Source organism: Bradyrhizobium sp. SZCCHNR1051, from assembly GCF_032489615.1.
Lineage (GTDB): Bacteria > Pseudomonadota > Alphaproteobacteria > Rhizobiales > Xanthobacteraceae > Bradyrhizobium.
In genome coordinates, this window is the sequence record NZ_JAUEYJ010000009.1 from 206,118 (window position 1) to 227,712 (window position 21,595).

18 protein-coding genes are annotated in these 21,595 nt (G+C 66.9%); 5 read left to right on the forward strand and 13 right to left on the reverse strand.

What is annotated here, in order from left to right; all coding sequences use genetic code 11:
- The first annotated feature begins 111 nt into the window (after positions 1-111).
- Both QW868_RS13495 and QW868_RS13500 read left to right on the forward strand, forming a co-directional pair.
- Entirely contained in the window at positions 112-1,122 is a 1,011-nt protein-coding gene (locus QW868_RS13495) for an aldo/keto reductase (RefSeq protein WP_316230731.1), read from the forward strand.
- 1 nt (position 1,123) lies between these two features.
- Positions 1,124-2,434, forward strand: coding sequence for a tetratricopeptide repeat protein (locus tag QW868_RS13500; RefSeq protein ID WP_316179441.1), 1,311 nt, complete (start codon positions 1,124-1,126; stop codon positions 2,432-2,434).
- Positions 2,435-2,440: 6 nt separating this feature from the next.
- Here QW868_RS13500 and QW868_RS13505 read toward each other — a convergent pair whose 3' ends face one another.
- Both QW868_RS13505 and QW868_RS13510 read right to left on the reverse strand, forming a co-directional pair.
- Positions 2,441-3,415, reverse strand: a complete 975-nt coding sequence (locus QW868_RS13505; protein ID WP_410051296.1) for an NAD(P)-dependent oxidoreductase — start codon at positions 3,413-3,415, stop codon at positions 2,441-2,443.
- 19 nt (positions 3,416-3,434) lie between these two features.
- On the reverse strand, positions 3,435-4,736 hold the full coding sequence (locus tag QW868_RS13510) for a Xaa-Pro peptidase family protein (RefSeq protein WP_315758877.1): 1,302 nt from the start codon (positions 4,734-4,736) through the stop codon (positions 3,435-3,437).
- Positions 4,737-4,858: 122 nt separating this feature from the next.
- On the opposite strand from QW868_RS13510, the gene QW868_RS13515 reads away from it, so the two are divergent.
- From QW868_RS13515 to QW868_RS13525, 3 genes are read left to right on the forward strand one after another with little or no spacing between them, the layout of a single operon-like run.
- Positions 4,859-5,917 (forward strand): LacI family DNA-binding transcriptional regulator, encoded by a 1,059-nt coding sequence (locus QW868_RS13515; protein ID WP_315782931.1) that lies wholly within the window; start codon positions 4,859-4,861, stop codon positions 5,915-5,917.
- Between the two features lie 57 nt (positions 5,918-5,974).
- Complete coding sequence (locus QW868_RS13520) at positions 5,975-6,793, forward strand: CoA transferase subunit A (protein ID WP_316230733.1); 819 nt, start codon at positions 5,975-5,977, stop codon at positions 6,791-6,793.
- Positions 6,790-7,539, forward strand: a complete 750-nt coding sequence (locus tag QW868_RS13525) for a CoA-transferase (protein WP_316230734.1) — start codon at positions 6,790-6,792, stop codon at positions 7,537-7,539. The genes QW868_RS13520 and QW868_RS13525 overlap by 4 nt, the downstream gene beginning before the upstream one ends.
- 1 nt (position 7,540) lies before the next feature.
- Here the strand turns inward: QW868_RS13525 and QW868_RS13530 are convergent, their stop codons facing one another.
- The 11 genes from QW868_RS13530 to QW868_RS13580 form a co-directional block, all read right to left on the reverse strand.
- Positions 7,541-9,013 (reverse strand): D-aminoacylase, encoded by a 1,473-nt coding sequence (locus QW868_RS13530; RefSeq protein ID WP_316230735.1) that lies wholly within the window; start codon positions 9,011-9,013, stop codon positions 7,541-7,543.
- Positions 9,014-9,330: 317 nt separating this feature from the next.
- Complete coding sequence (gene glgA / locus QW868_RS13535; protein ID WP_316230736.1) at positions 9,331-10,797, reverse strand: glycogen synthase GlgA; 1,467 nt, start codon at positions 10,795-10,797, stop codon at positions 9,331-9,333.
- Positions 10,794-12,059, reverse strand: coding sequence for a glucose-1-phosphate adenylyltransferase (gene glgC, locus QW868_RS13540; RefSeq protein ID WP_315736073.1), 1,266 nt, complete (start codon positions 12,057-12,059; stop codon positions 10,794-10,796). Before glgC ends, glgA begins: the two co-directional genes overlap by 4 nt.
- Before the next feature lie 144 nt (positions 12,060-12,203).
- The gene (locus QW868_RS13545) at positions 12,204-13,151 is read right to left on the reverse strand and encodes a carbohydrate kinase (RefSeq protein WP_316230737.1); all 948 of its coding nucleotides are present in this window, start codon (positions 13,149-13,151) and stop codon (positions 12,204-12,206) included.
- A gap of 2 nt (positions 13,152-13,153) precedes the next feature.
- A complete protein-coding gene (locus QW868_RS13550) occupies positions 13,154-14,800 on the reverse strand; it encodes an FGGY-family carbohydrate kinase (RefSeq protein WP_316230738.1) in 1,647 nt (548 codons plus the stop codon).
- Positions 14,801-14,829: 29 nt separating this feature from the next.
- The gene (locus QW868_RS13555; protein WP_316230739.1) at positions 14,830-15,603 is read right to left on the reverse strand and encodes an SDR family NAD(P)-dependent oxidoreductase; all 774 of its coding nucleotides are present in this window, start codon (positions 15,601-15,603) and stop codon (positions 14,830-14,832) included.
- Between the two features lie 47 nt (positions 15,604-15,650).
- Positions 15,651-16,658 (reverse strand): ABC transporter ATP-binding protein, encoded by a 1,008-nt coding sequence (locus QW868_RS13560; protein ID WP_315782916.1) that lies wholly within the window; start codon positions 16,656-16,658, stop codon positions 15,651-15,653.
- A 15-nt stretch (positions 16,659-16,673) separates the two neighbouring features.
- Positions 16,674-17,504: a carbohydrate ABC transporter permease gene (locus QW868_RS13565; RefSeq protein WP_316230740.1), complete on the reverse strand. Its 831-nt coding sequence runs from the start codon at positions 17,502-17,504 to the stop codon at positions 16,674-16,676.
- A gap of 4 nt (positions 17,505-17,508) precedes the next feature.
- Positions 17,509-18,381: a sugar ABC transporter permease gene (locus QW868_RS13570; protein ID WP_315782912.1), complete on the reverse strand. Its 873-nt coding sequence runs from the start codon at positions 18,379-18,381 to the stop codon at positions 17,509-17,511.
- A 338-nt stretch (positions 18,382-18,719) separates the two neighbouring features.
- On the reverse strand, positions 18,720-20,018 hold the full coding sequence (locus QW868_RS13575; protein ID WP_316230754.1) for a sugar ABC transporter substrate-binding protein: 1,299 nt from the start codon (positions 20,016-20,018) through the stop codon (positions 18,720-18,722).
- Positions 20,019-20,230: 212 nt separating this feature from the next.
- Positions 20,231-21,181: a sugar-binding transcriptional regulator gene (locus QW868_RS13580; RefSeq protein ID WP_316230741.1), complete on the reverse strand. Its 951-nt coding sequence runs from the start codon at positions 21,179-21,181 to the stop codon at positions 20,231-20,233.
- Between the last annotated feature and the right edge of the window lie 414 nt (positions 21,182-21,595).

Genomic DNA, 21,595 nt, shown 5'->3' on the forward strand with positions numbered 1-21,595 from the left:
TCCAGAGTCCCGACCCGGCCCTGGATTGCGTCGCTGCGCTCGCAATGACGCGCTGAGAGAGTTATCGTATCCCCTTCGCCCGCGGTGGTGCAGGTTTGAAATGAGGCAAGAATGCAATATCGCCAGCTCGGCCGTTCCGGCCTGAAGGTGTCGCCGATCTGCCTGGGGACGATGATGTTCGGCGGTCCCACCGACGAGCCGACATCCGCCCGCATCATCGCCAAGGCGCGCGACGCCGGCATCAACTTCATCGACACCGCCGATGCCTACAACAAGGGCGTCTCGGAAGAGGTGGTCGGCCGCGCCATCGCGCGCGAGCGCGACCGCTGGATCGTCGCCACCAAGCTCGCCAATCCGATGGGCGACGATCCCAACCGCGCCGGCCTGTCGCGGCGCTGGGTGCTGCAGGCCGCGGACGAAAGCCTGCGGCGGCTCGGCACCGGGCACATCGACCTCTACTACCTGCACAAGGAAGATCACGCGACGCCGCTCGAGGAAACCGTGCGCGCGATCGGCGATCTCATGCGTGCGGGCAAGATCCGCTATTTCGGCGTCTCCAACTACCGCGCCTGGCGGCTCGCCGAGATCTGCAATCTCTGCGACGCAGGCGGCATCGACCGCCCCGTCGTCAGCCAGCCCTACTACAATGCGATGAACCGGATGCCCGAGGTCGAGCACCTGCCGGCCTGCGGCTATTACGGCCTCGGCGTCGTGCCCTACAGCCCGCTGGCGCGCGGCGTGCTCACCGGAAAGTACAGCCCCGATGCACCGCCGGACACGGACACCCGCGCCGGCCGCAACGATACGCGAATGATGCAGACCGAGTGGCGGCCCGAATCGTTGAAGCTGGCGCAGGAGATCAAGCGTCACGCCGAGACGAAGGGCTTCACGCCGGGACAGTTCGCCGTGTCCTGGGTGCTCAACTCCGGCTTCATCAGCTCCGTGATCGCGGGTCCGCGCACCGAGGCGCAATGGGACGACTACATCCGCGCGCTCGACTATCCCTTTGCCGCCGACGACGAGGCGCTGATCGACCGGCTGGTCGTGACCGGCCACGCCTCGACGCCCGGCTACAACGATCCGGCCTATCCGATCGAGGGCCGCAGGCCGCGGGTGGGCTGAGATGGAGGAGGATCGCTACGGCCTGCCGCTGTCGACCGCCTCCACTGACGCGGCCGCAGCCTATCGCGAGGGCATGGATCTGCTGCTCGCATTCTGGCCCGGGGCCACTGACGCGTTCGAGCGGGCGATCATGCTCGATCCGGAGTTCGCGCTGGCGCACGCGGCGCGTGCCCGCATCCACGCGATCTACATGCAGCGCGAGGCGGCGCTGCAGACCATCGCACGGGCCCGCGACCTCGCTGCCAAGCGCGGCACCCCGCGCGAGCAGAGCCATGTCGCGACCCTGGTGCTCGCCATCGAGGGACGCGGCACTGACGCGCTGACATCGACCCTGGCGCATCTGGCGAACTGGCCGCGGGACGCCATGATCATGGCGCTCCCGCTCGGCGCTTTCGGCCTGCTCGCCTTCTCCGGCCGCGCCGATCACGATGCCGCCCGCCGCGACCTCTGCGACCGCTTCGCCGCTGATTATGGCGAGGACTGGTGGTTCATGTCCAACCATGGCTGGGCCCTGACCGAGGCCGGCGAGTTGGCGAAGGGCCGCGCCGTCACCGAGCGCAGCTTCGCGCTGCGCCGGCACAACGCCTACGCCGTGCATGCGCTGCTGCATGCGATGTTCGAGGACGGCGCGGTGGACGAGGCCGATGCGCTCGTCGAGGGGTGGATCGGCGACTATGACCGCACCGGAATGCTGCATGGCCATATCTGCTGGCACCAGGCGCTCGGCGCGCTGGACCGGGGCGATGCCGACAAGGCGCTGGCGGTCTATACCGACGTGCTGGTGCCGACGATGGACTCGGCGCCGCCGCTCAACACCCTGTCCGACTGCGCCTCGCTGCTGTGGCGGCTGATGGCTGACGAGCAACCGGTGCCGCCCAACGCATGGGCCGACACGGCGGCCTATGCGAGCACGCGCTTCACGGGTTCGACCCTGGCCTTCGCCGAGATGCATCTGGTGATGATCGCGGCAGCGACGCATGACAGCGCCGCGCTCAAGGGACGCCTTGCCGCGATCGAGCGGCGGCAGGCCGAGGGCAGACTGCCGGCCGGGCGCATCGTGCCGCACATGTTGCGGGCGCTGCGTGCGTTCGCCGATGACAATTGGCGCGGATGCGCGCGCGAGCTTGCGCCCGTCATCGGCGATCTCCCCCGCATCGGCGGCAGCCACGCGCAGCGCGAGGTGATCGAGGACACCTACATCCTGGCGCTGATCCGCAGCGGCGCGCTGGCCCAGGCACGCGACCTGCTCGATGCCCGCCTGCACCGCCGCCCCTCCGCGCGCGACACGCGCTGGCGGGCGCTGACGGTTTGACGGACGTTATCCCTCCGTCTCCAATCCCGTCGGCATCGGCACGTTCTCGGGCTGCAGCTTGAGACCCGCCGCGAGCGCGACGGTCTCCAGCAGCGCCGCAAAGTCCTTCTCCAGATAGCCGGCGGGATCCGGTTGCAGCGAGGCGGCGCCGACATGGGCCTGCAATGCCTCGCGCGTCGCGGCTGTCACCGGCATCGCGACGTCGAGCTGGCGCGCCGCCGACAGGCCGAGATCGAGATCCTTGCGCAGCAGCGGCGGCGTGAAGGTCGTGGTCCAGTCGAGATTGACCAGCGCGTTGCTCTTGTACCTGGTGAAGGTCGACCCCATGACGCTGGCGTTCATGAAGTTCAGGAAGGCATGGCGCGGCACGCCGGCCTTCTGCGCCAGGATGGTGATCTCGGCCAGGTTCTGGATCACGACGCCGAGGAACACGTTGTGCGCGATCTTGCAGATGCGGGCGAGCTCGCCCTCGCCGACATAGGACACGCCGGAGACGGCGATCTTCGCCAGATACGGTTCGATGACCTCGAACGCGGCCTTGGGGCCCGAGACCACCGACGACAGCTTGCCGGCCTTGACGCATTTGCCGTTGCCGGACACCGGCGCCCGCACGAACTCACAGCCCAGTCGAACGAGCTTGGCGGCGATCGCCTCCGACTGCTCGATGCCGATCGAGGAGCAATCCACCAGGATCCGGGGACGCGATCCAGAACTGGCGGCCACCAGGCCGTTGTCGCCGAAATAGACCTGCTCGAGATCCTTGCCCGTCGACACCATCGTGAACACGATGTCGCACGCGGCGAGATCGCGGGGATGATCGACGATGACGCCTCCTTTCGCCGCCAGCGGCTCGGCCTTGGCGCGGGTGCGATTGAAGATCGACACCTTGTGGCCGGCCTTGAGCAGGCGCTCAGCCATCGGATAGCCCATGCGCCCCATGCCGATCCAGCCGAGCGAATGCGTCGCTGCCATTTGCGTCACTCCCTTTGACCTGCTTCGCTTAGTAGCGGTTGGCGATCGGCAATTCCTCGGCCGGGAACAGCGTGATCACCTGACAGCCCTTGTCGGTGACCACCACCTCCTCCTCGATACGCGCAGCCGAGAAGCCGTCGGTCGCCGGACAGTAGGTCTCGAGCGCGAACACCATGCCGGTCTTGATCTCCATCGGATTGTCCAGCGAGACCAGCCGCGAGATGATCGGGCGCTCATGCAGAGCGAGCCCGAGGCCGTGGCCGAACTGCAAGCCGAAGGCCGCCATCTCCGAGGGAAAGCCGAACTCCTCGGCCTTAGGCCAGACCTTGGCCACGGTGTCGGTCGAGACGCCCGGCTTGATCAGCGCGATCGCATTGTCGAGCCATTCGCGGCACTGCTTGTAGGCGTCGTGCTGCGCCGGCGTGGCGCGGCCGACGTTGAAAGTGCGGTAGTAGCAGGTCCGGTAGCCCTGATAGGACTGCAGGATGTCGAAGAACGCCTGGTCGCCCGGACGCAGGATGCGGTCGGTGAAATTGTGCGGATGCGGATTGCAGCGCTCACCGGAGATGGCGTTGATCGCCTCGACGTCGTCGGAGCCCATCTCGTAGAGCATCTTGTTGGCGAGCGCGACGATGTCGTTCTCGCGCACGCCCGGCTTCAGGTGCTCGTAGATCGAATGATAGACACCGTCGACCATGGCCGCGGCCTGGTTGAGCAGCATGATCTCGTCGATGTTCTTGATCTCGCGCGCGTCCAGCATGACCTGCTGGCCATCGACCACCTTCATGCCGGCCTTCTGCAGCTCGAAGAACATCGCCGTTTCCGCAAGGTCGACGCCGACAGGCATGTCGGCAACGCCTGCGGCGCGCAAAAGGCTCATGACCTCCTCGGCATGCGCCTTCATCAGCCCGACCGCCGGCGGCACGGTGCCGCGCATCCCGAGCATGCCGGCGCGGCAATTCTCCGGCGCCAGCCAGTCACAGAACAGACGATGGTGGACGGCCGCCGAGCCGAAATCCCACACGATCGGCTCGCCGTCGCCGGCCAGCAGCGCGAAACGGCACAGCTTGTCGCGCTCCCATTCGCCGATCTTGGTGCCGGACACGTAGCGAATGTTGTTGACGTCGAACAGCAGCAGCGCACCATAGCCCGACGCCTTCAGCGCCGCGCGCGCCCGCGCCAGCCGGTAGCGCCGCAACCTGTCGAAATCGACGCGGCGCTCGAAATCCACCGAGACATGGCCATGCGACGGAATCGCCCGCCCCCAGCGCCAATGCGGATCGAGATGCTCCGGGCTGACCAGATGCGGCTTCAGCGCGCTCGCTGTCATGTGGACGTTTCCCATTGTTCTATTGCAATCGATTGCAAAGCCGAATTTATTGCATACACGCAAAGCGTGTCAAGGTATAGCATGATCAAAACGTCGTTGCGCGGCGACATCAGAGGCTGGGAATGAAACGAACATTGCGACCGGCAGCAGGCCTGCATGCGTCGTCCTCGCGCCCGACGATCAAGGACGTCGCCGCCCGTTGCGGTGTGCATCCCTCGACGGTCTCGCGCGCGCTCAGCCCGGCGATGAAGCACCTCGTCGCTGCCGATGTCGCGGACAAGATCCAAGCCGCAGCCAACGCGCTCGGCTACCGGCTGAACATGGCCGCCAAGGGCCTGCGCACCGGACGCAGCGGCCTGATCGGCGTGCTCGCGCCGGATATCGCCGACCCCGGCTTTCCGCCGATGCTGTCCGGCATCGCCGATCATCTCCACGCGCAGGGTTATGCAACGATCGTGGCCGACGCCGGCACAGAGGGGTCGGAGCGGGATCTCGTCGACCGGCTGATCGCGCGCGGCGTCGACGGTCTGGTACTGGCGACGGTGAGCTTGCGTGACGACGTCGTGAAGCACTGCCTGGATGCAGCGCTGCCGGTGGTGCTTGTCAATCGCGTCGATGCCGCCGGACTCCTGCCCTCGGCAGCCAGCGACGATGCCGCCGGCATGCGTCTCGCCGTCCAGCATCTCGTCGCGCTCGGCCACCGGCGCATCGGTCACGTCGCGGGCCCGCAGCACATCTCGACCGGCGCACGCCGCCGCGCCGGCTTCGAGGCCAGCATCAGGGCTGCGGGACTGTCGGCCCGCCATACGCCGGTCGAAGCCGTCGAAACCTATACGCGTGCGGCGGGTCGCGAGGCTGCGCTGCGCCTGCTCGCGCGGCGGACGCGCCCAACCGCAATCGTCGCCGCCAATGATCTGCTGGCGCTCGGCGTCTATGACGCGCTCGCCGCGCGCGGCCTGACCTGCCCCGGTGATATCTCCGTGGTCGGCCACAACGACATGCCGTTCGTCGACATGGTCGCGCCGCCGCTGACCACGGTGCGGATCGCCCAGCGCGACATGGGGGAAGCCGCGGCGCGGCTGCTGCTCGACCGCCTTGCCGGGCGCGAGGCAGCGACCGACCACATCGTATTGGCGCCGGAGCTCATCATCCGCGGCTCGACGATCGCATACGAGCACTGACACGTCCGCGGGGCATCGCTACACTGCGCGGCAAAGCAACAACGGGAGGATACGCCGATGACGGAGATGGTCGGCCTGGAGGCGCTCGTCGCATCCATCGCACCGGGACAATCGATCGCAATCCCCGTCGACCGTGCCGGCGTCTCGATGGCGGCGACGGCGGCCATGATCGAGGCCGGCCTCACCGGGCTGCATCTCGTCTGCGTGCCGATATCAGGCCTCCAGGCCGATCTGCTGATCGGCGCCGGCGTGGCCGCGGTGGTGGAAACCAGCGCCGTCTCGCTCGGCGAGGCCGGCGGCGCACCGCGCTTCGTCGCGGCCGTGCGCGACGGCAGCATCCGCCTGCGCGATGCCACCTGCCCTGCGATCCATGCCGGCCTGCTGGCCGGGCAGAAGGGCGTGCCGTTCATGCCGATCGCCGGCATCATCGGCAGCGATCTGCTGCGGGTCCGCCCCGATTGGAAGGTGATCGACAGTCCGGTCGGCGAGCCCGGCAAGGTGGTCGTGGTGCCGGCGATCACGCCCGACGTGGCGCTGCTTCATGCCCCCGAGGCTGACCGCTTCGGCAATGTCCGCATCGGCCGCTACCGTGAGCTGGCGACGATGGCCTATGCGGCGAAGCGCACGCTGGTCACCGTCGAGCGTATCGTCGATCGCGATTTGATGGCGACCGAGGACTCGGCCGCCGGCGTGCTGCCGGCGCTCTATGTCGATGCCATCGCGGTGGCCGCGAACGGGGCCTGGCCGCTGCCGCTGTGGGACGAGTACGAGACCGATGGCGCCGAGCTGGCGCACTACGCCGCGATGGCGCGCACCGACGAGGGCTTTCGCAGCTATCTCTCCGCCTTCCTGACCCGCTGCAAGGAGGTGGCATGACCATGCACGACGAGCGCGCACGCAAAGAACTGCTGATCACCGTCATCGCCGACCTGCTCGATGGCATCCGCCATGTCGCCGTCGGCGCCTCGTCGCCGATCCCGGCGGCCGGCGCAATGCTGCTGCGCGCACGCAACGCGCAACAGGGCAAGCCGCCTGTCCGCATCTCGATCCTCGGCTCGAGCCGGCACAATTTCTTCACCAATGGCGGCGTCGAGCTGTTCGACTGCGCCGCGCAGGGCCGCGTCGACGCGTTCTTTCTCGGCGGCGGCCAGATCGACGGCGCCGGGAACATCAACCTGGTCGGCACCGGCGACTATCCGCGGATGGATGTGCGCTGGCCGGGCTCGTTCGGCTCGGCCTATCTCTACCATCTCATTCCGCGGGTGATCCTGTTTCGCGAGGAGCATTCGCCGCGCGTGCTGGTGCCGAAGGTGGATTTCGTCAGCGCCGCTGCGACCACGCCCGAGGTGAAGCGCCGCGGCGGACCGCATGCGCTGCTGACCAATCTGGCGCTGTTCGATTTCGACCGCGATCGCGGCGGCTTCCGGCTGCGCTCGGTGCACCCGGGCTACTCCGCCGACGACATGCGCGATCGTACCGGATTCGATTATGCGGTGCCGGAGATCGTGCCGCCGACGCCCGCGCCGGACCGGGCGACGGTCGAGCTGATCCGCGGCCGGATCCTCGACGAGCTCGCCGAATGCTATCCGGAATTCGCGCGCGCGATGACTCCGGCCGCGTAGATCACTGCAGTGATCCGCGCGTGATCACCTGCCCCGCATGCGCCTTCTGGTGCGCCCCCTGCCACCAGGTCAGCGCGCCGTTGACGATGACGGCATCGATGCCGGCGGCCGGCACGCAGGCGTCATCATAGGTCGCGCTGTCACGCACGCTGGCCGCATCGAAGATCGTGATGTCAGCGTGGTTGCCGACCGCGATCGTGCCGCGTCCCTTGATGCCGAAATTCTGCGCGGTCAGCCCGCTCATCTTCCACACCGCGGTCTCCAGCGAGAACAGCTCGAGCTCGCGGCAGTAGTAGCCGAGCACGCGCGGGAACGTGCCCCAGAGCCGCGGATGCGGACGCTCGCCGAACGGCAGGCCGTCGGAGCCGATCATGGTGGGCTCGAAGGCGAGGATGGTCTGCACGTCGGCCTCGTCCATCGCGAAGTAGATCGCCGACGCCGGCTGCAGCCGCTTTGCCGCTTCGAGCCGGTCGACGCCCCAGCCAGCGGCGATGTCGGCGAGATCCCGACCCGCCATTTCCGGATGGGGTCCGGAGGCCGCGACGACGACCTTGACCTGCAGCTTGGCCGGGTCGGTGTGCAGCATGGTCGACGAGGCGTTGTAGGGATAGCAGTCGAGTGCGACGCATTGGCAGCTCATCGCCTTCGTGATCAGCGGCAGCGTCTCCCTGGTGCGGCCGAAATTCGCTGGCCCCACCACCTTGTGATGCGAGATCACGACCTGGACGTCGAGCGCCTTGCCGATGGCAAAGCTCTCCTCCAGCGACTGGATCACCTCGTTCGCCTCGTTGCGCATATGCGTGGCATAGACGCCGCCGCTGCCTGTGAGCGGACGGCACACCTCGATGATCTCCTCGGTCGGCGCCGCCTCCGCCGGCGGATAGAACGTCCCGGTCGAGACGCCGATGGCGCCGGCGTCGAGCGCCTCCTGCACATGCGCGCGCATCTCGGCGATCTCCGCATCGGTCGCGGCCCGGCCGAGGTCGCTCACGACCGAGGCGCGCAGCGCGGTGTGGCCGACCATCGGCGCAACGTTGACGGCGGCCGGTGCCGCGCGCAGCGCAGCCACGTAGTCCGCAAACGAGGCGTACTCTGCGACCCGGCCGTCGCCGGGCGACAGCAGGCCGAGCGGCATCGGCCGCGGCGAGCCCGGCTTCAGCGGCGCGATGCTGACGCCGCAATTGCCGGTCACGACGGAGGTCACGCCCTGCGAGACCTTGCAGATCATGTCGGGATCGACCAGCACCGCGCTGTCGTCATGGGTGTGGGAGTCGATGAAGCCCGGCGCAACGATGCGTCCGGTGGCGTCGATCATGCGTGCAGCCTTGCGGCCACCAAGCTCGCCGATGGCAGCGATGCGGCCGTCCTTGATGCCGACATCGGCCTCGAAACGTGGCGCGCGCGTGCCGTCGATGACGGTGCCGCCGCGGATGATCAGGTCGAAGGAGTCGGAGGAAGGCTGGGTATCGGTCATGAGGTCTCGCGCAGGGATATTGATCGGAGCTGGCGGGACTATCCGCTGCACGCCTCTGGGCGTCCAGCGGGATCGGCATGAGGTGCGCGCTGGGCTGGGCTGCAAGCCCCGCGACCGCTGGCACTGCGTCAACAAGGAGCGCGATGTCACCGTCATTCCGGGGCAATCGTCAATGCGCAGCCGCGATGCGGCAACACGTTGACGATTGAAACCGGAATCCCGAGATTTCAGGAACGGACGCAAGACAACATCGAGATTCCGGGTTCAAGGCCCGCGGCCTTGCCCCGGAATGACGGTGGTCGTAACGCAGTCGTCCTTCAACCCGCCGGCCGCCGCTGCGCGACGATCTGCCGGTAGAGTTCGGCATAACGGCCGGCGCGGTGCCGCCACGACACGTCGGTCAGCATCGCATTGAGCTGCATGCGGGTCCAGTTCGCGGCGTTGCTGCGCGAGGCGTAGAAGGCCGCAGCGGCACGGCGCAGGGTCTGATCGAGCGCCTCCGCCGTCACGGAGGCGCACTTGAACCCCGTTGCGGCGACGCCGGCTTCGGTCTCGTCGATGACGGTGTCGGCGAGGCCGCCCACGGCGGTGACGATCGGCAGCGCGCCATAGCGCAGGGCGCAGAGCTGCGTCAGGCCGCACGGCTCGAACCGCGACGGCACGACCAGCGCGTCGCAGCCGGCCTGAATGAGATGCGCCAGGCTCTCGTCATAGCCGATGATGACGCCGATCTGTCCTGGATGGTGGGCGGCGGCTGCGCGGAATGCGTCGCGCAGTTCGGCCTCGCCGTCGCCAAGCAGGGCCAGTTGAATCCCGCTACCGGTCAAGGTCGGCAGGCAGGATAGCAGCAGGTCCAATCCCTTCTGCGACGTCAGCCGGCTGACGACACCGAGCAGGAACGTCTCCGGCGCGACCTGCAGGCCCATGCGCGTCTGCAGCGCCGCCTTGTTCGGTGCCCGCGCCTCGATCCGCTCGATGCCGAAATGCGATGGGATGGCCGAATCGCTGCCGGGATCCCACACCGCCGTATCGATGCCGTTGAGGATGCCGACGAGGTCGGACGCGCGCTGGCGCAGCAGGCCGCCGAGGCCCATGCCCTGCTCGTCGCTCTGGATCTCCCGTGCGTAGGTCGGCGACACCGTCGTGATCTTGTCGGCGAATTGCAGTCCCGCCTTGAGGAAGCTGATGTCGCCGTAATATTCGAGGCCGTAGATCGAGAAGGATTCCGGCGGCAGGCCGAGGGGCGGCAGGAAGTGACGCGGAAAGCGGCCCTGGAAGGCGAGATTATGCACGGTCATGACCGTGCCCGGATGCGGCCGGTGGCTGTAGAGCAGATAGGCCGGCACGAGCCCGGCCTGCCAGTCGTGGCCGTGGACGATGTCGGGCACGAAGGCCGGCACCGCGCCGAGGCCGATATAGGACGCCGCTCGCGCCAGCGCCGCGAAGCGGAACGCATTGTCCGGCCAGTCCTTGCCGTCGGGTCCCAAATACGGATTGCCCTCGCGGTCATAGAGATGCGGCGCATCGAGCACGAACAGATCGAGTGCACCATGGCTGCCGCCGAGCAGCCGGGCATTGCCGCCGAAGAAGTTCGGCAGCGAGCTGATCTCGCTGGCCTGCTCCAGCGCGGTCATGACTGCGGGGTAACCCGGGATCAGCGTGCGGACCTCGACGTCCTCCGCCATCAGCGCCCACGGCAAGGCGCCGACGACATCGGCGAGGCCGCCCGTCTTGACGATGGGATAGACCTCGGAGGCAACCGACAGAACGCGCAGTGGCGTCATGAATTGAGCCCATCGATCATCGGCTGGGTAATCAAGGTCACGCCGTTCTCCGTTGTCCTGAACCGCTTGGCGTCGAACTCCGGATCCTCGCCGACCACGAGCCCCTCCGGAATCTGCACGCCGCGATCGACCACCACGTTGGTGAGGCGCGCATGGCGCGCGACGTTGACGTAGGGCAGCAGCACCGCGTTCTGCAGCTTGGCATAGGAATGCAGATGAGCGCCGGTGAACAGCAGCGAGCGCTGCACCTGGGCACCGGAGACGATGCAGCCCCCGGACACCAGCGAGCACGTCGCCTCGCCGCGACGGCCATCCGTGTCATGGACGAACTTGGCCGGCGGCGTGATCTCCGAATAGGTCCAGAGCGGCCAGGAGCGATCGTAGAGATCGAGCTCGGGCACGACGTCCGTCAGATCCAGATTGGCCGCCCAATAGGCGTCCACCGTTCCAACGTCGCGCCAGTAGCTGCCCTGATCGTGGGCGGCGCGGACACAGGAGCGCGAGAACTGGTGCGCCACGGCGCGGCCGTTCCTGACGATGTAGGGAATGATGTCGCGGCCGAAATCATGGTTGGAATTCGGGTCCGCGGCGTCGCGCTTCAGCTCCTCGAACAGGAATTTGGCGTCGAACACGTAGATGCCCATGCTCGCGAGCGACCTGTCGGGCTTGCCCGGCATCGGCGGCGGATCGGCCGGCTTCTCGATGAAGTCGCGGATCGTGTCGTCCTCATTGATGTGCATGACGCCGAAGCCTGAGGATTCCTCGCGCGGCATCTCCAGGCAGCCGACGGTGACGTCGGCGCGCTGGTCGACATGCTGCTGCAGCATCAGCTCGTAGTCCATCTTGTAGATGTGGTCGCCGGCCAGCACGACGATGTATTTGGTATTGTAGGTCTCGAGGATGTCGATGTTCTGGTACACGGCGTCGGCCGTTCCGACGTACCACATCGTCTCCGAGACGCGCTGGCTGGCGGGCAGGATGTCGAAGCTCTCGTTACGCTCGGGACGGAAGAAGTTCCAGCCCATCTGCAGATGCCGGATCAGGCTGTGCGCCTTGTACTGCGTCGCCACCGCGATGCGACGGATGCCGGAGTTCACGGCGTTCGACAGCGCGAAATCGATGATGCGCGACTTGCCGCCGAAATAGACGGCGGGCTTGGCGCGCCGGTCGGTCAACTCCAGCAGCCGGCTGCCGCGTCCGCCGGCCAACACGAAGGCCAGCGCGTGACGAGACAGCGGCTCGGTCCGTGCGGCGGGTGCCATGGTTCTCCTCCCTGCAACTCGTTGTCGCGTCAAGAATTCCGCGGCCCGGACAGGGGCGTCTCGCGATCGCGCTCCGTCTCCCGGTACTCACATATGACGAGGGAACAGCCAACCAGTTCCCAATGACGAGTGCAATGGGGTGCTTCAGCCCAGGCGATCCCAGGTTGCAGCCACGTCGTCCCAGCGCGGCGGGTCGGCGCCCTCGCGGGTGCAGGTGACGGCCGCACACGCCCCGGCAAAGGCGAGCACCTTGCGCAATTCGGTCTGGCTCAATCCCCTCAGGGCCTCCCGGCCGATGCGGCCGAGCTTGCGCAGCGCGAACAAGAGCCCCGCCTGGAATGTGTCGCCGGCCCCGATCGTATCGACCACCTCGACCTGGGGGACCGCGACTTCGACCGCGCCGGCTTGCGCATGCCAGCCGAGCGCCCCCTTGGGACCCCGCGTGACGACGACCAGGCCGGTGCCGCGCGCCAGCAGCGCATCGGCCCGCGCAGCGTAATCGTCGTGGCCATGCAGATAGTCGAAATCGACATCCGACATCTTGATCAGGTCGGCGCTTGCGGCAAACCCATCCATGTCAGCGCGATAGCCGGCCTTATCAGTCACCAGATTCGGACGGCAGTTCGGGTCGAAGGAGATCGTCACCGCGCCCTGCGTGGCGGCGATCAGCGCACGGGTCTGCGCGGCGCCGAGATCGTGGATCAGCGTGGTCGAGCCGACATGGATGGCATCAATGTCGGCAAAGGGGATGCTGCCCGGCCGGAACGTCCATTTCCGCGCGGCGGTCTCGGCGTCGTAGAAGGCATACTGCGCCTCGCTGCCGACATGGCGCACGAAAGCGAGCGTGGTCTGGTCAGGGCTGCGCGTCGCGTAGCCGAGGTCGACGTTCGAGCCTTGCGCATGCGCCGCGATCATGGTGCCGAACAGGTCGGTCGAGATGCCGCCGACGAAGCCCGTGGGCGCACCGAGCCGCGCCACGCCGACGGCGACGTTCAGGCACGAGCCGCCGACCACCGGCCGCAAGGCATCGCGGCCGTCGGCCGATCTGGCCGGAACGAAATCGATCAGCGCATCGCCGCAGCTCAGGATCATGGTCATGCCTCCCCGTCGACCCCATGCATCACGGAACGGCTCTCGCGATCAAGCGTCCGCAGCAGGCCGTGGATGCGGCGCTTGCGGCGATGGAAGGCCGCGACGTCCGGATCGGTCGGATCGCTGAGGCGGCCGAGCGAGGACATCGACGCCATCGTTTCGCCGATCGAGCGAAAGCCGCCGCTCGCCACCGCGCCGAGCATGGCCGCGCCGAGCAACACGGGCTCCTGGGTGCCGGGCAAGGCCACCGTCAACCCCGTCGTGTCCGCCATGATCTGGCGCACCAGCGGACTGCTCGAGGCGCCGCCGGCCATCACCAGCGTCCGGCTGCTGACGCCGTTGGCGGCGAAGGCATCGATCACGTCGGCCAAGCCATAGGCGAGCCCGCACAATCCTGCGACGAACAGCCGCTCCATCGCTGAGATATCGGTAGCGAGATCGAGGCCGGCGATGACGGCGCGCGAGTCGGGATCGGCATAGGGCGAACGGTTGCCGAGAAACTCAGGGAGGATGTGGAGATCCTGCGCCAGCAGCGCAGTGGCGCCGGCATTCGGCACTCGCGCCATGATCCGCTTCTCCAGAAAGCTGATGACGTCGAGCCCTTCGGCACGCGCGGCGGCCGTGGCCTCGGCAGACGCCGGGTGCGAGCGCAGCAGGTGATCGATCGCAGCCCCCGCAGCGGACTGGCCACCCTCGTTGAGCCAGAACTCCGGCACCATGCCCTGATAGTACGGTCCCCATACGCCAGGCACGAAGGACGGAGCGCGCGTCGTCGCCATGATGCAGGCCGAAGTCCCCATGATGTAGGCGAGGCGATCGCAGACATCGACCTCGCTGCGCTCAGCCGCGCGGCCGCCGATCGCGCCGATGCCGCCGGCATGGGCGTCGATCAGCGCCGCGCCGACCGGTGTGCCTGCAACCAGTCCGAGTTCTTCGGCCGCGTCCTGCGACAGCCCACGGCCGAGCGGCGTGCCAGGCGCAACGATCTCGGTGCCGATCCGCGCGAAATCTTCTGCGACGAAATCCTCCAGCCCGATGCGGCGAAAGTAGGCCGCGCTCCAGCGCGTCTCATGCGCGAGATAATTCCATTTGCAGGTGACGGTGCACATCGAGCGCGCCAAAGAGCCTGACGCACGCCAGGTCAGGAAGTCGGCGAGATCGAAGAAGTGGCCTGCCGCATCGAAACTCTTGCGCAGATACCGCTTCAGCCACAGCAGCTTCGGCATCTCCATTTCCGGGGAGATCGAGCCGCCGACATAGCGCAGCACCTCGTCTCTGGTCGCATTGATGTCGCGCGCCTCCATCAGCGCGCGATGATCCATCCAGACGATGACGTTGCGGGCGGACTCACCGGAGCTGCTGACGGTGACGGGAGCACCCGATGGGTCCAGCGCCACCAGCGAGCAGGTGGCATCGAAGCCGACGCCCTTGATCAGCTCCGGCGCGACAGCCGCTTCCGCCAGCGCGGCTTTGACCGAGGCGCAGCAGGCACGCCAGATGTCGTCGGACGACTGCTCGACGACGTCGCCGGCCTCGTGCCAAGTCTGGATCGGATGCCGCGCCGCGGCAAGCAGGCGGCCGTTACAGTCGAAAATCCCGGCGCGCGTGCTGGTTGTGCCGACATCGACACCGACAAAAGCCTGCCGCATGTTTCGCTCCCGTCAATTTTGACGCGAGCTTACCAGCAAGTGTAGCCGCCATCGACAACGACGACGCTGCCGGTCATCAAACTTGCCGCTTCCGAGGCCAGGAACAGGACGACCGACGCGATCTCCTCGACCTGCCCCATGCGGCCCATCGGGGTTCCGCCGATCCAGGCGTCGTACATGCGCGGATTACTCTTCACGAAGGCATTCAGCGGCGTCTCGATATAGGTCGGCGCGACCGCGTTGACCCGGATGCCGCGCGCGCCCCATTCGGCTGCCAGCGACTTGGTCAGATGATGCACTGCGGCCTTGGAGGCGTTATAGAAACACTGCTCCTGCGGCTTGTTGACGATGAAGCCGGACATCGAGCCGATATTGACGATGGTGCCGCTCTTCGCCGCCAGCATGTGCCTGCCGAAGGCGCGGCAGCACCAGAAGGTGCCGTTGAGGTTGACGTCGAGCACGTTGAGCCAGTGCTCGTCGGTGACCGTCTCGGCCGGCGTCTCGCTGCGCGCGATTCCGGCATTGTTGACGAGGATGTCGAGGCCGCCGTAGCGCGCGACCAGATCGTCGGCAATCTTCGTCACCTGCGCCGAGTTGGTGACGTCCATCAGCGCGGTCTCGGTGTCATAGCCCTTGGCCTTCATCGCCGCCTGCCCGTCCGCCGCCGCCTTGGCGTCGCGATCGGCGATCACGACATGCGCGCCCGCCTCCGCCAGCGCCTCGACGCAGGCGAGCCCGATGCCCTGCCCGCCGCCGGTGATCAGCGCGGTCTTGCCGTTCAGCTTGAATTTCTCCAGATACATCGTCGTGGTCCGTTGTTGTCATTGACGCCCGGAGGGGACGTCGCCTCTCATGCGAAGATCGAATTGCCGTTGGCATCGAAGCGATAGATGCGGTTCGGCTCCGGCCGCAGCGTCACGGCGTCGCCGGCACTGAGGCGCTTTTCGCCGACGACGCGCACCGTGAGCGTGCCGAGCGCGCCGGCATCGACATAGAGAAACGTGTCGCTGCCGAGATGCTCGGCGATCACGACCTTGCCGGGCCAGCCCTCGCCGCCCTCGTCGACGACCGTGACATGCTCCGGCCGCACGCCGATCGTGGTCGCCTTGTGCTTGTCCGCTTCCGGGCCGGTGATGAGGTTCATCTTCGGCGAGCCAATGAAGCCGGCGACGAACAGATTGGCCGGGCGCTGATAGAGCTCGATCGGCGAGCCGTACTGCTCGATGCGGCCGGCGTTCAGCACCACGATCTTGTCGGCCATGGTCATGGCCTCGACCTGGTCGTGGGTCACATAGATCGCGGTGGTGCCGAGCTGCTTCTGCAGCCGCGTCACCTCGAGCCGCATCTGCACCCGCAGCGCGGCATCGAGATTGGACAGCGGCTCGTCGAACAGGAACGCCTTGGGCTCGCGCACGATGGCGCGGCCGATCGCGACGCGCTGGCGCTGGCCGCCCGAGAGCTCGCGCGGCTTGCGGTCGAGATAGGGCGTGAGGTTCAAGGTCGCGGCGGCCGCCTCGACCTTCTGGGTGATCTCGGCCTTGGGCAGCCCGGCCATCTTCAAGCCGAAAGCGATGTTGCCGCGCACGCTCATATGCGGATAGAGCGCGTAGGATTGGAACACCATCGACAGCCCGCGCTTGGCCGGCGGCACGTCGACGACATTGTTGCCGTCGATCAGGATGCGGCCGCCGGAGACGTCCTCCAGCCCCGCGATCAGGCGCAGCAGCGTGGTCTTGCCGCAGCCGGAGGGGCCGACGAACACCACGAAGGCGCCGTCGGGGATGTCGAGATCGGCGCCCTTGATGATGTGGACCGGCCCGAACGATTTCTGCACACCTTCCAGCGTGATCCGTCCCATGATCCCAGCCTTTCGTTACTTCACTGCGCCGAAGGTCAGCCCGCGCACGAGCTGCTTCTGGCTGAACCAGCCGATGATCAGGATCGGCGCGATCGCGAGCGTGGAGGCCGCCGACAGCCGCGCCCAGAACAGGCCTTCCGGGCTCGAATAGGAGGCGATGAAGGTCGTCAGCGGCGCCGCATTCAGAGTCGACAGGTTCAAGGTCCAGAACGCCTCGTTCCAGGCGAGGATGAGATTGAGCAGCAGCGTCGAGGCGAGGCCTGGGATCGCCATCGGCGTCAGCACGTAGATCAGCTCGCGCCCGATCGTGGCGCCGTCCATCCGCGCCGCTTCCAGGATGTCCTTCGGGATCTCCTTGAAGTAGGTGAACAGCATCCAGATCACGATCGGCAGGTTGCCGAGGCAGAGGATGAAGACCAGCCCGGTGCGGGTGTCGAGCAGACCGAAGTTCTTGTAGATCAGGTAGATCGGCACGAGCACGCCGACCGGCGGCATCATCTTGGTCGAGAGCATCCAGAGCAGGATGTCCTTGGTGCGCGTGGTCGGCGCAAACGCCATCGACCACGCCGCGGGAATGGCGATCAGCATCGCGATCAAGGTCGAGCCGCCGGCGATGATCAGCGAGTTCAGCGCGTGGTGCAGATAGTCGCTGCGCTCCTGCACCGTGGCGTAGTTTTCGGTTGTCCAGTGGAAGAACAGGAACGACGGCGGCGTCGCGAACGCCTCCAGCTCGGTCTTGAAACTCGCCAGCACCATCCACAGGATGGGGAAGAAGATCACGAACCCGGCGAGCCATGCGGCCACGGTGGAGATTGCGACATGACGTCCGGTGACCTTGCGCGCCATGGTGTCACGCCTCCAGATTGCGGCCGACGATGCGGACCAGGAAGAAGGCGACGATGTTGGCGATGACCACGGCGACCAGGCCGCCGGCCGAGGCGGTGCCGACATCGAACTGGATCAGCGCCTGAGAATAGACCAGGAAGGCGATGTTGGTGGTCTGCAGGCCCGGTCCGCCGCCGGTGGTGACGAAGATCTCCGCGAACACCGTGAGCAGGAAGATGGTCTCGATCAGGATCACCACCGTGATCGGGCGCGCCAGGTGCGGCACCGTGAGATAAATGAAGCGCGACACCGCGCCGGCGCCGTCCATCTCGGCGGCCTCCTTCTGCTCCTCGTCGAGCGACTGCAGCGCGGTCAGCAGGATGAGGGTGGCGAACGGCAGCCATTGCCAGGCGACGATGAAGATCACCGCGAGCAGCGGCGCGTCGGTGAACCAGTCGATCGGCGTCATCCCGAGCGAGGTCGCGATCCAGGCGAACAGGCCGGACACCGGGTGCATCAGCAGGTTCTTCCACACCAGCGCGCTGACGGTCGGCATCACGAAGAACGGCGCGATCACCATCAGCCGGATGATGTTGCGCCCGATCACGGGCTGGTCGAGCAGCAGCGCCAGGGGAATGCCGAGGCCGATCGTCAGCAGCAGCACCGAGCCGACCAGCACCAGCGTATTCTGCAGCGAGGCGAGGAAGGCGGGGTCGGTGAGGAAATATTCGAAGTTTTCGAGGCCGACGAAGCTCTCCGAGCCGGGATCGAGCAGGCTGTAATGCAGGGTCGAGAAGTAGACCGTCAGCGCCAGCGGCACGATCATCCAGATGAACAGCAGGATGACCGCGGGCGACAGCAGCGCGCGGGCGAGGATTTGCGTCTGTCTGGTGGCCATGACCGCCGTTCCTTGTTCGCTCGACAGATATTGCTGTCATTGCGAGCGAAGCGAAGCAATCCCGAACACGGGCGGGACTCTGGATTGCTTCGTCGCCTTCGGCTCCTCGCAATGACGAGCTGATGGCTAGCCGTAGGGTGGGCAAAGGCGCGGAGCGCCGTGCCCACCGTCTTCACGGTTCGCGGCCCGACGGTGGGCACGCTTCGCTTTGCCCACCCTACGGGTCTCGCATGTCGCGTTCGAGCAGAGAAAAAATGCGGCCATCCCTGTGGGGAGGGATGGCCGCCAGTGATCAGCTCGGGAGGAGTTTTGGCTTCGAGCTGATGGACGTGGCGCGCCTATTTGATGTAGCCGGCGCGCTTCATCTCGCGTTCGGTGGACGATTGCGCCGCCGCCAGCGCCGCATCGACGGTCATCGAGCCGGCGAGTGCCGCCGAGAACTGCTGTCCCACCGCGGTGCCGATGCCCTGGAATTCCGGAATGGCGGCGTATTGCACGCCGACATACGGCACCGGCTTCACCGTCGGCTTGTTCGGATCGGCGGCATCGATCGAGGCCAGGGTCAGCTTGGCGAACGGCGCGACCTTCAGATACTCCTCGTTCTTGTAGAGCGAGGTGCGCGTGCCCGGCGGCACGTTGGCCCAGCCGTCCTTGGAGGCGACGAGCTTGAGATAGTCCTTGCTGGTCGCCCAGGCGATGAACTTCTCGGCCGCCTCGACCTTCTGCGAGCCGGCAGGCACTGCGAGGCTCCACGCCCACAGCCAGTTGGCGTTCTTGCCGAGGCCGGTGTTCGGCGCCAGCGCGAAGCCGACCTTGTCGGCGACCTTGGATTCCTTCGGGTTGGTCACGAACGAGGCCGCCACGGTGGCATCGATCCACATCGCGCATTTGCCGGAGTTGAACAGCGCCAGGTTCTCGTTGAAGCCGTTCGAGCTGGCGCCGGGAGGGCCGGCCTCCTTCATCAGCTCGACATAGGTCGACAGCGTCTTCTTCCATTCCGGCGTGTTGAACTGCGGCTGCCATTTCTCGTCGAACCAGCGCGCGCCGAACGAGTTCGACATCGCGGTCAGGAACGCCATGTTCTCGCCCCAGCCGGCCTTGCCGCGCAGGCAGATGCCGAACACGCCGCCCTGCTTGTCGGTGAGCTTCTTGGCGGCATCGATGACGAAGTCCCAGGTCGGGCTCTCCGGCATCTTCAGCCCGGCCTTGTCGAACAGGTCGGTGCGATACATCGCCATCGAGCTCTCGCCGTAGAACGGCGCGGCGTAGAGCTTGCCGTCGACGGAGACCGCATCCTTGATCTTGGGCAGGATGTCGTTCGCGTCGTAGTCGGCGCCGAGCTTGTCGAGCGGCACCAGCCAGTTCTTCTTGGCCCAGATCGGCACCTCGTAGGTGCCGATGGTGAGGATGTCGAACTGGCCGCCCTTGGTGGCGATGTCGGTGGTGACGCGCTGGCGCAGCACGTTCTCTTCCAGGGTCACCCATTTCACGGAGATGTCGGGATTGGCCTTGGTGAATTCGCTGGTCAGGCCCTGCATCCGGATCATGTCGCCATTATTGACGGTGGCGATGGTCAGGCTGGTCTCGGCCATGACGGGCGCGGTCAGGAGCGCAGCGCCTGCCAGCGCGCAAAGCATGCTCGTCCGAGTGAAGATGGTCTTCACGGTGTCCTCCCTCAATCCCGCGATGCGTGAACATATGCTCACGGGCTGAGCTGATGTTCACAACACCGGTCAGACTTTGTCAAGCGTGCGCCGGCGCGCACAGGTTGTGCGGCGCGACAAGAAAATGACCTTGGATTGAAAGAGCCGCCGTTGCCGCAGAGGTCAGCGGCGCAGGCCTAAGGCTATCACGCCAGGACGGCGCGCGCCGTGGCCTCGTCGGTGATCAGGCCGTTGATCAGCCGCCCCTTGAGCGCAGCGCGGATCGCCGGAACCTTCGCCGGACCGAGCGCCGCCGCGATGGTCATGGCGCGCGCCGGCACCTCGGGTGGAATGCTGGTGAGCCTGCGGTTGGTGCCGCCGACGATTACCTTGCCCTTGGCGTCATAGGCCCAGCCGGTGATCTCGCCGATGGCGCCGAGCCGCATCATCTCGGTGAGCTCGTCGCGGGTGACGAAGCCGTCGACATGCATCTGCGCCTTCTGGTCCATCTGGCCGATGCCGACCAGCTTGAGATCGGCCTTGTCGGCCACCGCCTTGACCTTGGCAATGGCATCGAGCCGGACCATGCGGTCGCGCTCGTCCTCGGTGCCCATCAGGAACGGCAGCGGCATCGGATAATGCCGCGCACCGGTGCGGTCGGCGAGCCGGCCGACGGTGTCGAAGAAGCTCGCCGAGCCGTCGGCCAGGATGTTGCCGACCAGCGAGACGATCTGGTGCTCGGGGCGGTCGATCGGCGTGACGCGCTCGACCGCGGCCCGCACCGCCCGCCCCGTTCCGAGCGCGATGATGACCGGCGTCTCGGCCCGCAACGTCGTCTCCAGCAGGTTGGCGCAGCGTTCGGCGATTCCTGCAGATCCGGTGGGCGCAGCCGGGTCGGTCGGCACCACCTCGCAATGCACCAGCGCAAACCGCTCCTTGAGCTGGGCGGCGAGCGCCATGCAGGACGCGATGGGGTGCTCGAGCCGGAAGGTGATCAGTCGCTCGGCGAGACACAGCGACACCAGCCGCTGCGCCGAGGCGCGCGACACCTGCAGCATCCTGGCGATCTCGTCCTGGGTATGGCCGGCGATGAAATACAGCCAGCCGGCGCGGGCGGCGTCGTCCAGCCGTGATTTGTCGCTGTCGCTGCCCGCCATGACGCCGCGCGGTCTCCTTCCAGTCGCTGCTACCCCGGCCAAGCAGAGGCTCGACGCGGATCGGCCAGCACTATGGCATGGCGGCCGCGGCGCCGGGAACCGAAGCCCGCCGCCATCCCCAGGCGGGCGCAGCAGCCTCGCCCAGACCAGATCATATGCTCGGACCATGGGCAATAGCCCAACTTCGGCAGGTTGCGGCGCAACGACCGGCGCGCTGGCCCCGGAACCTCGCCGGCCGCACGACGGCTCCCCATCCATGAGGGATGCGGCGTCTCGGGAGGCCGCTTAGCTGGGAGGCATGGCTGTTCCTCCCCTCGTCCGCCCCAACCGCGCCGCGCCGGTGCTCGTCTGCCGCAAATGCCTGAAGCGCAGCGATGACCCCAAGGCCACCAAGAAGGCCATCAAGAAGGCGAT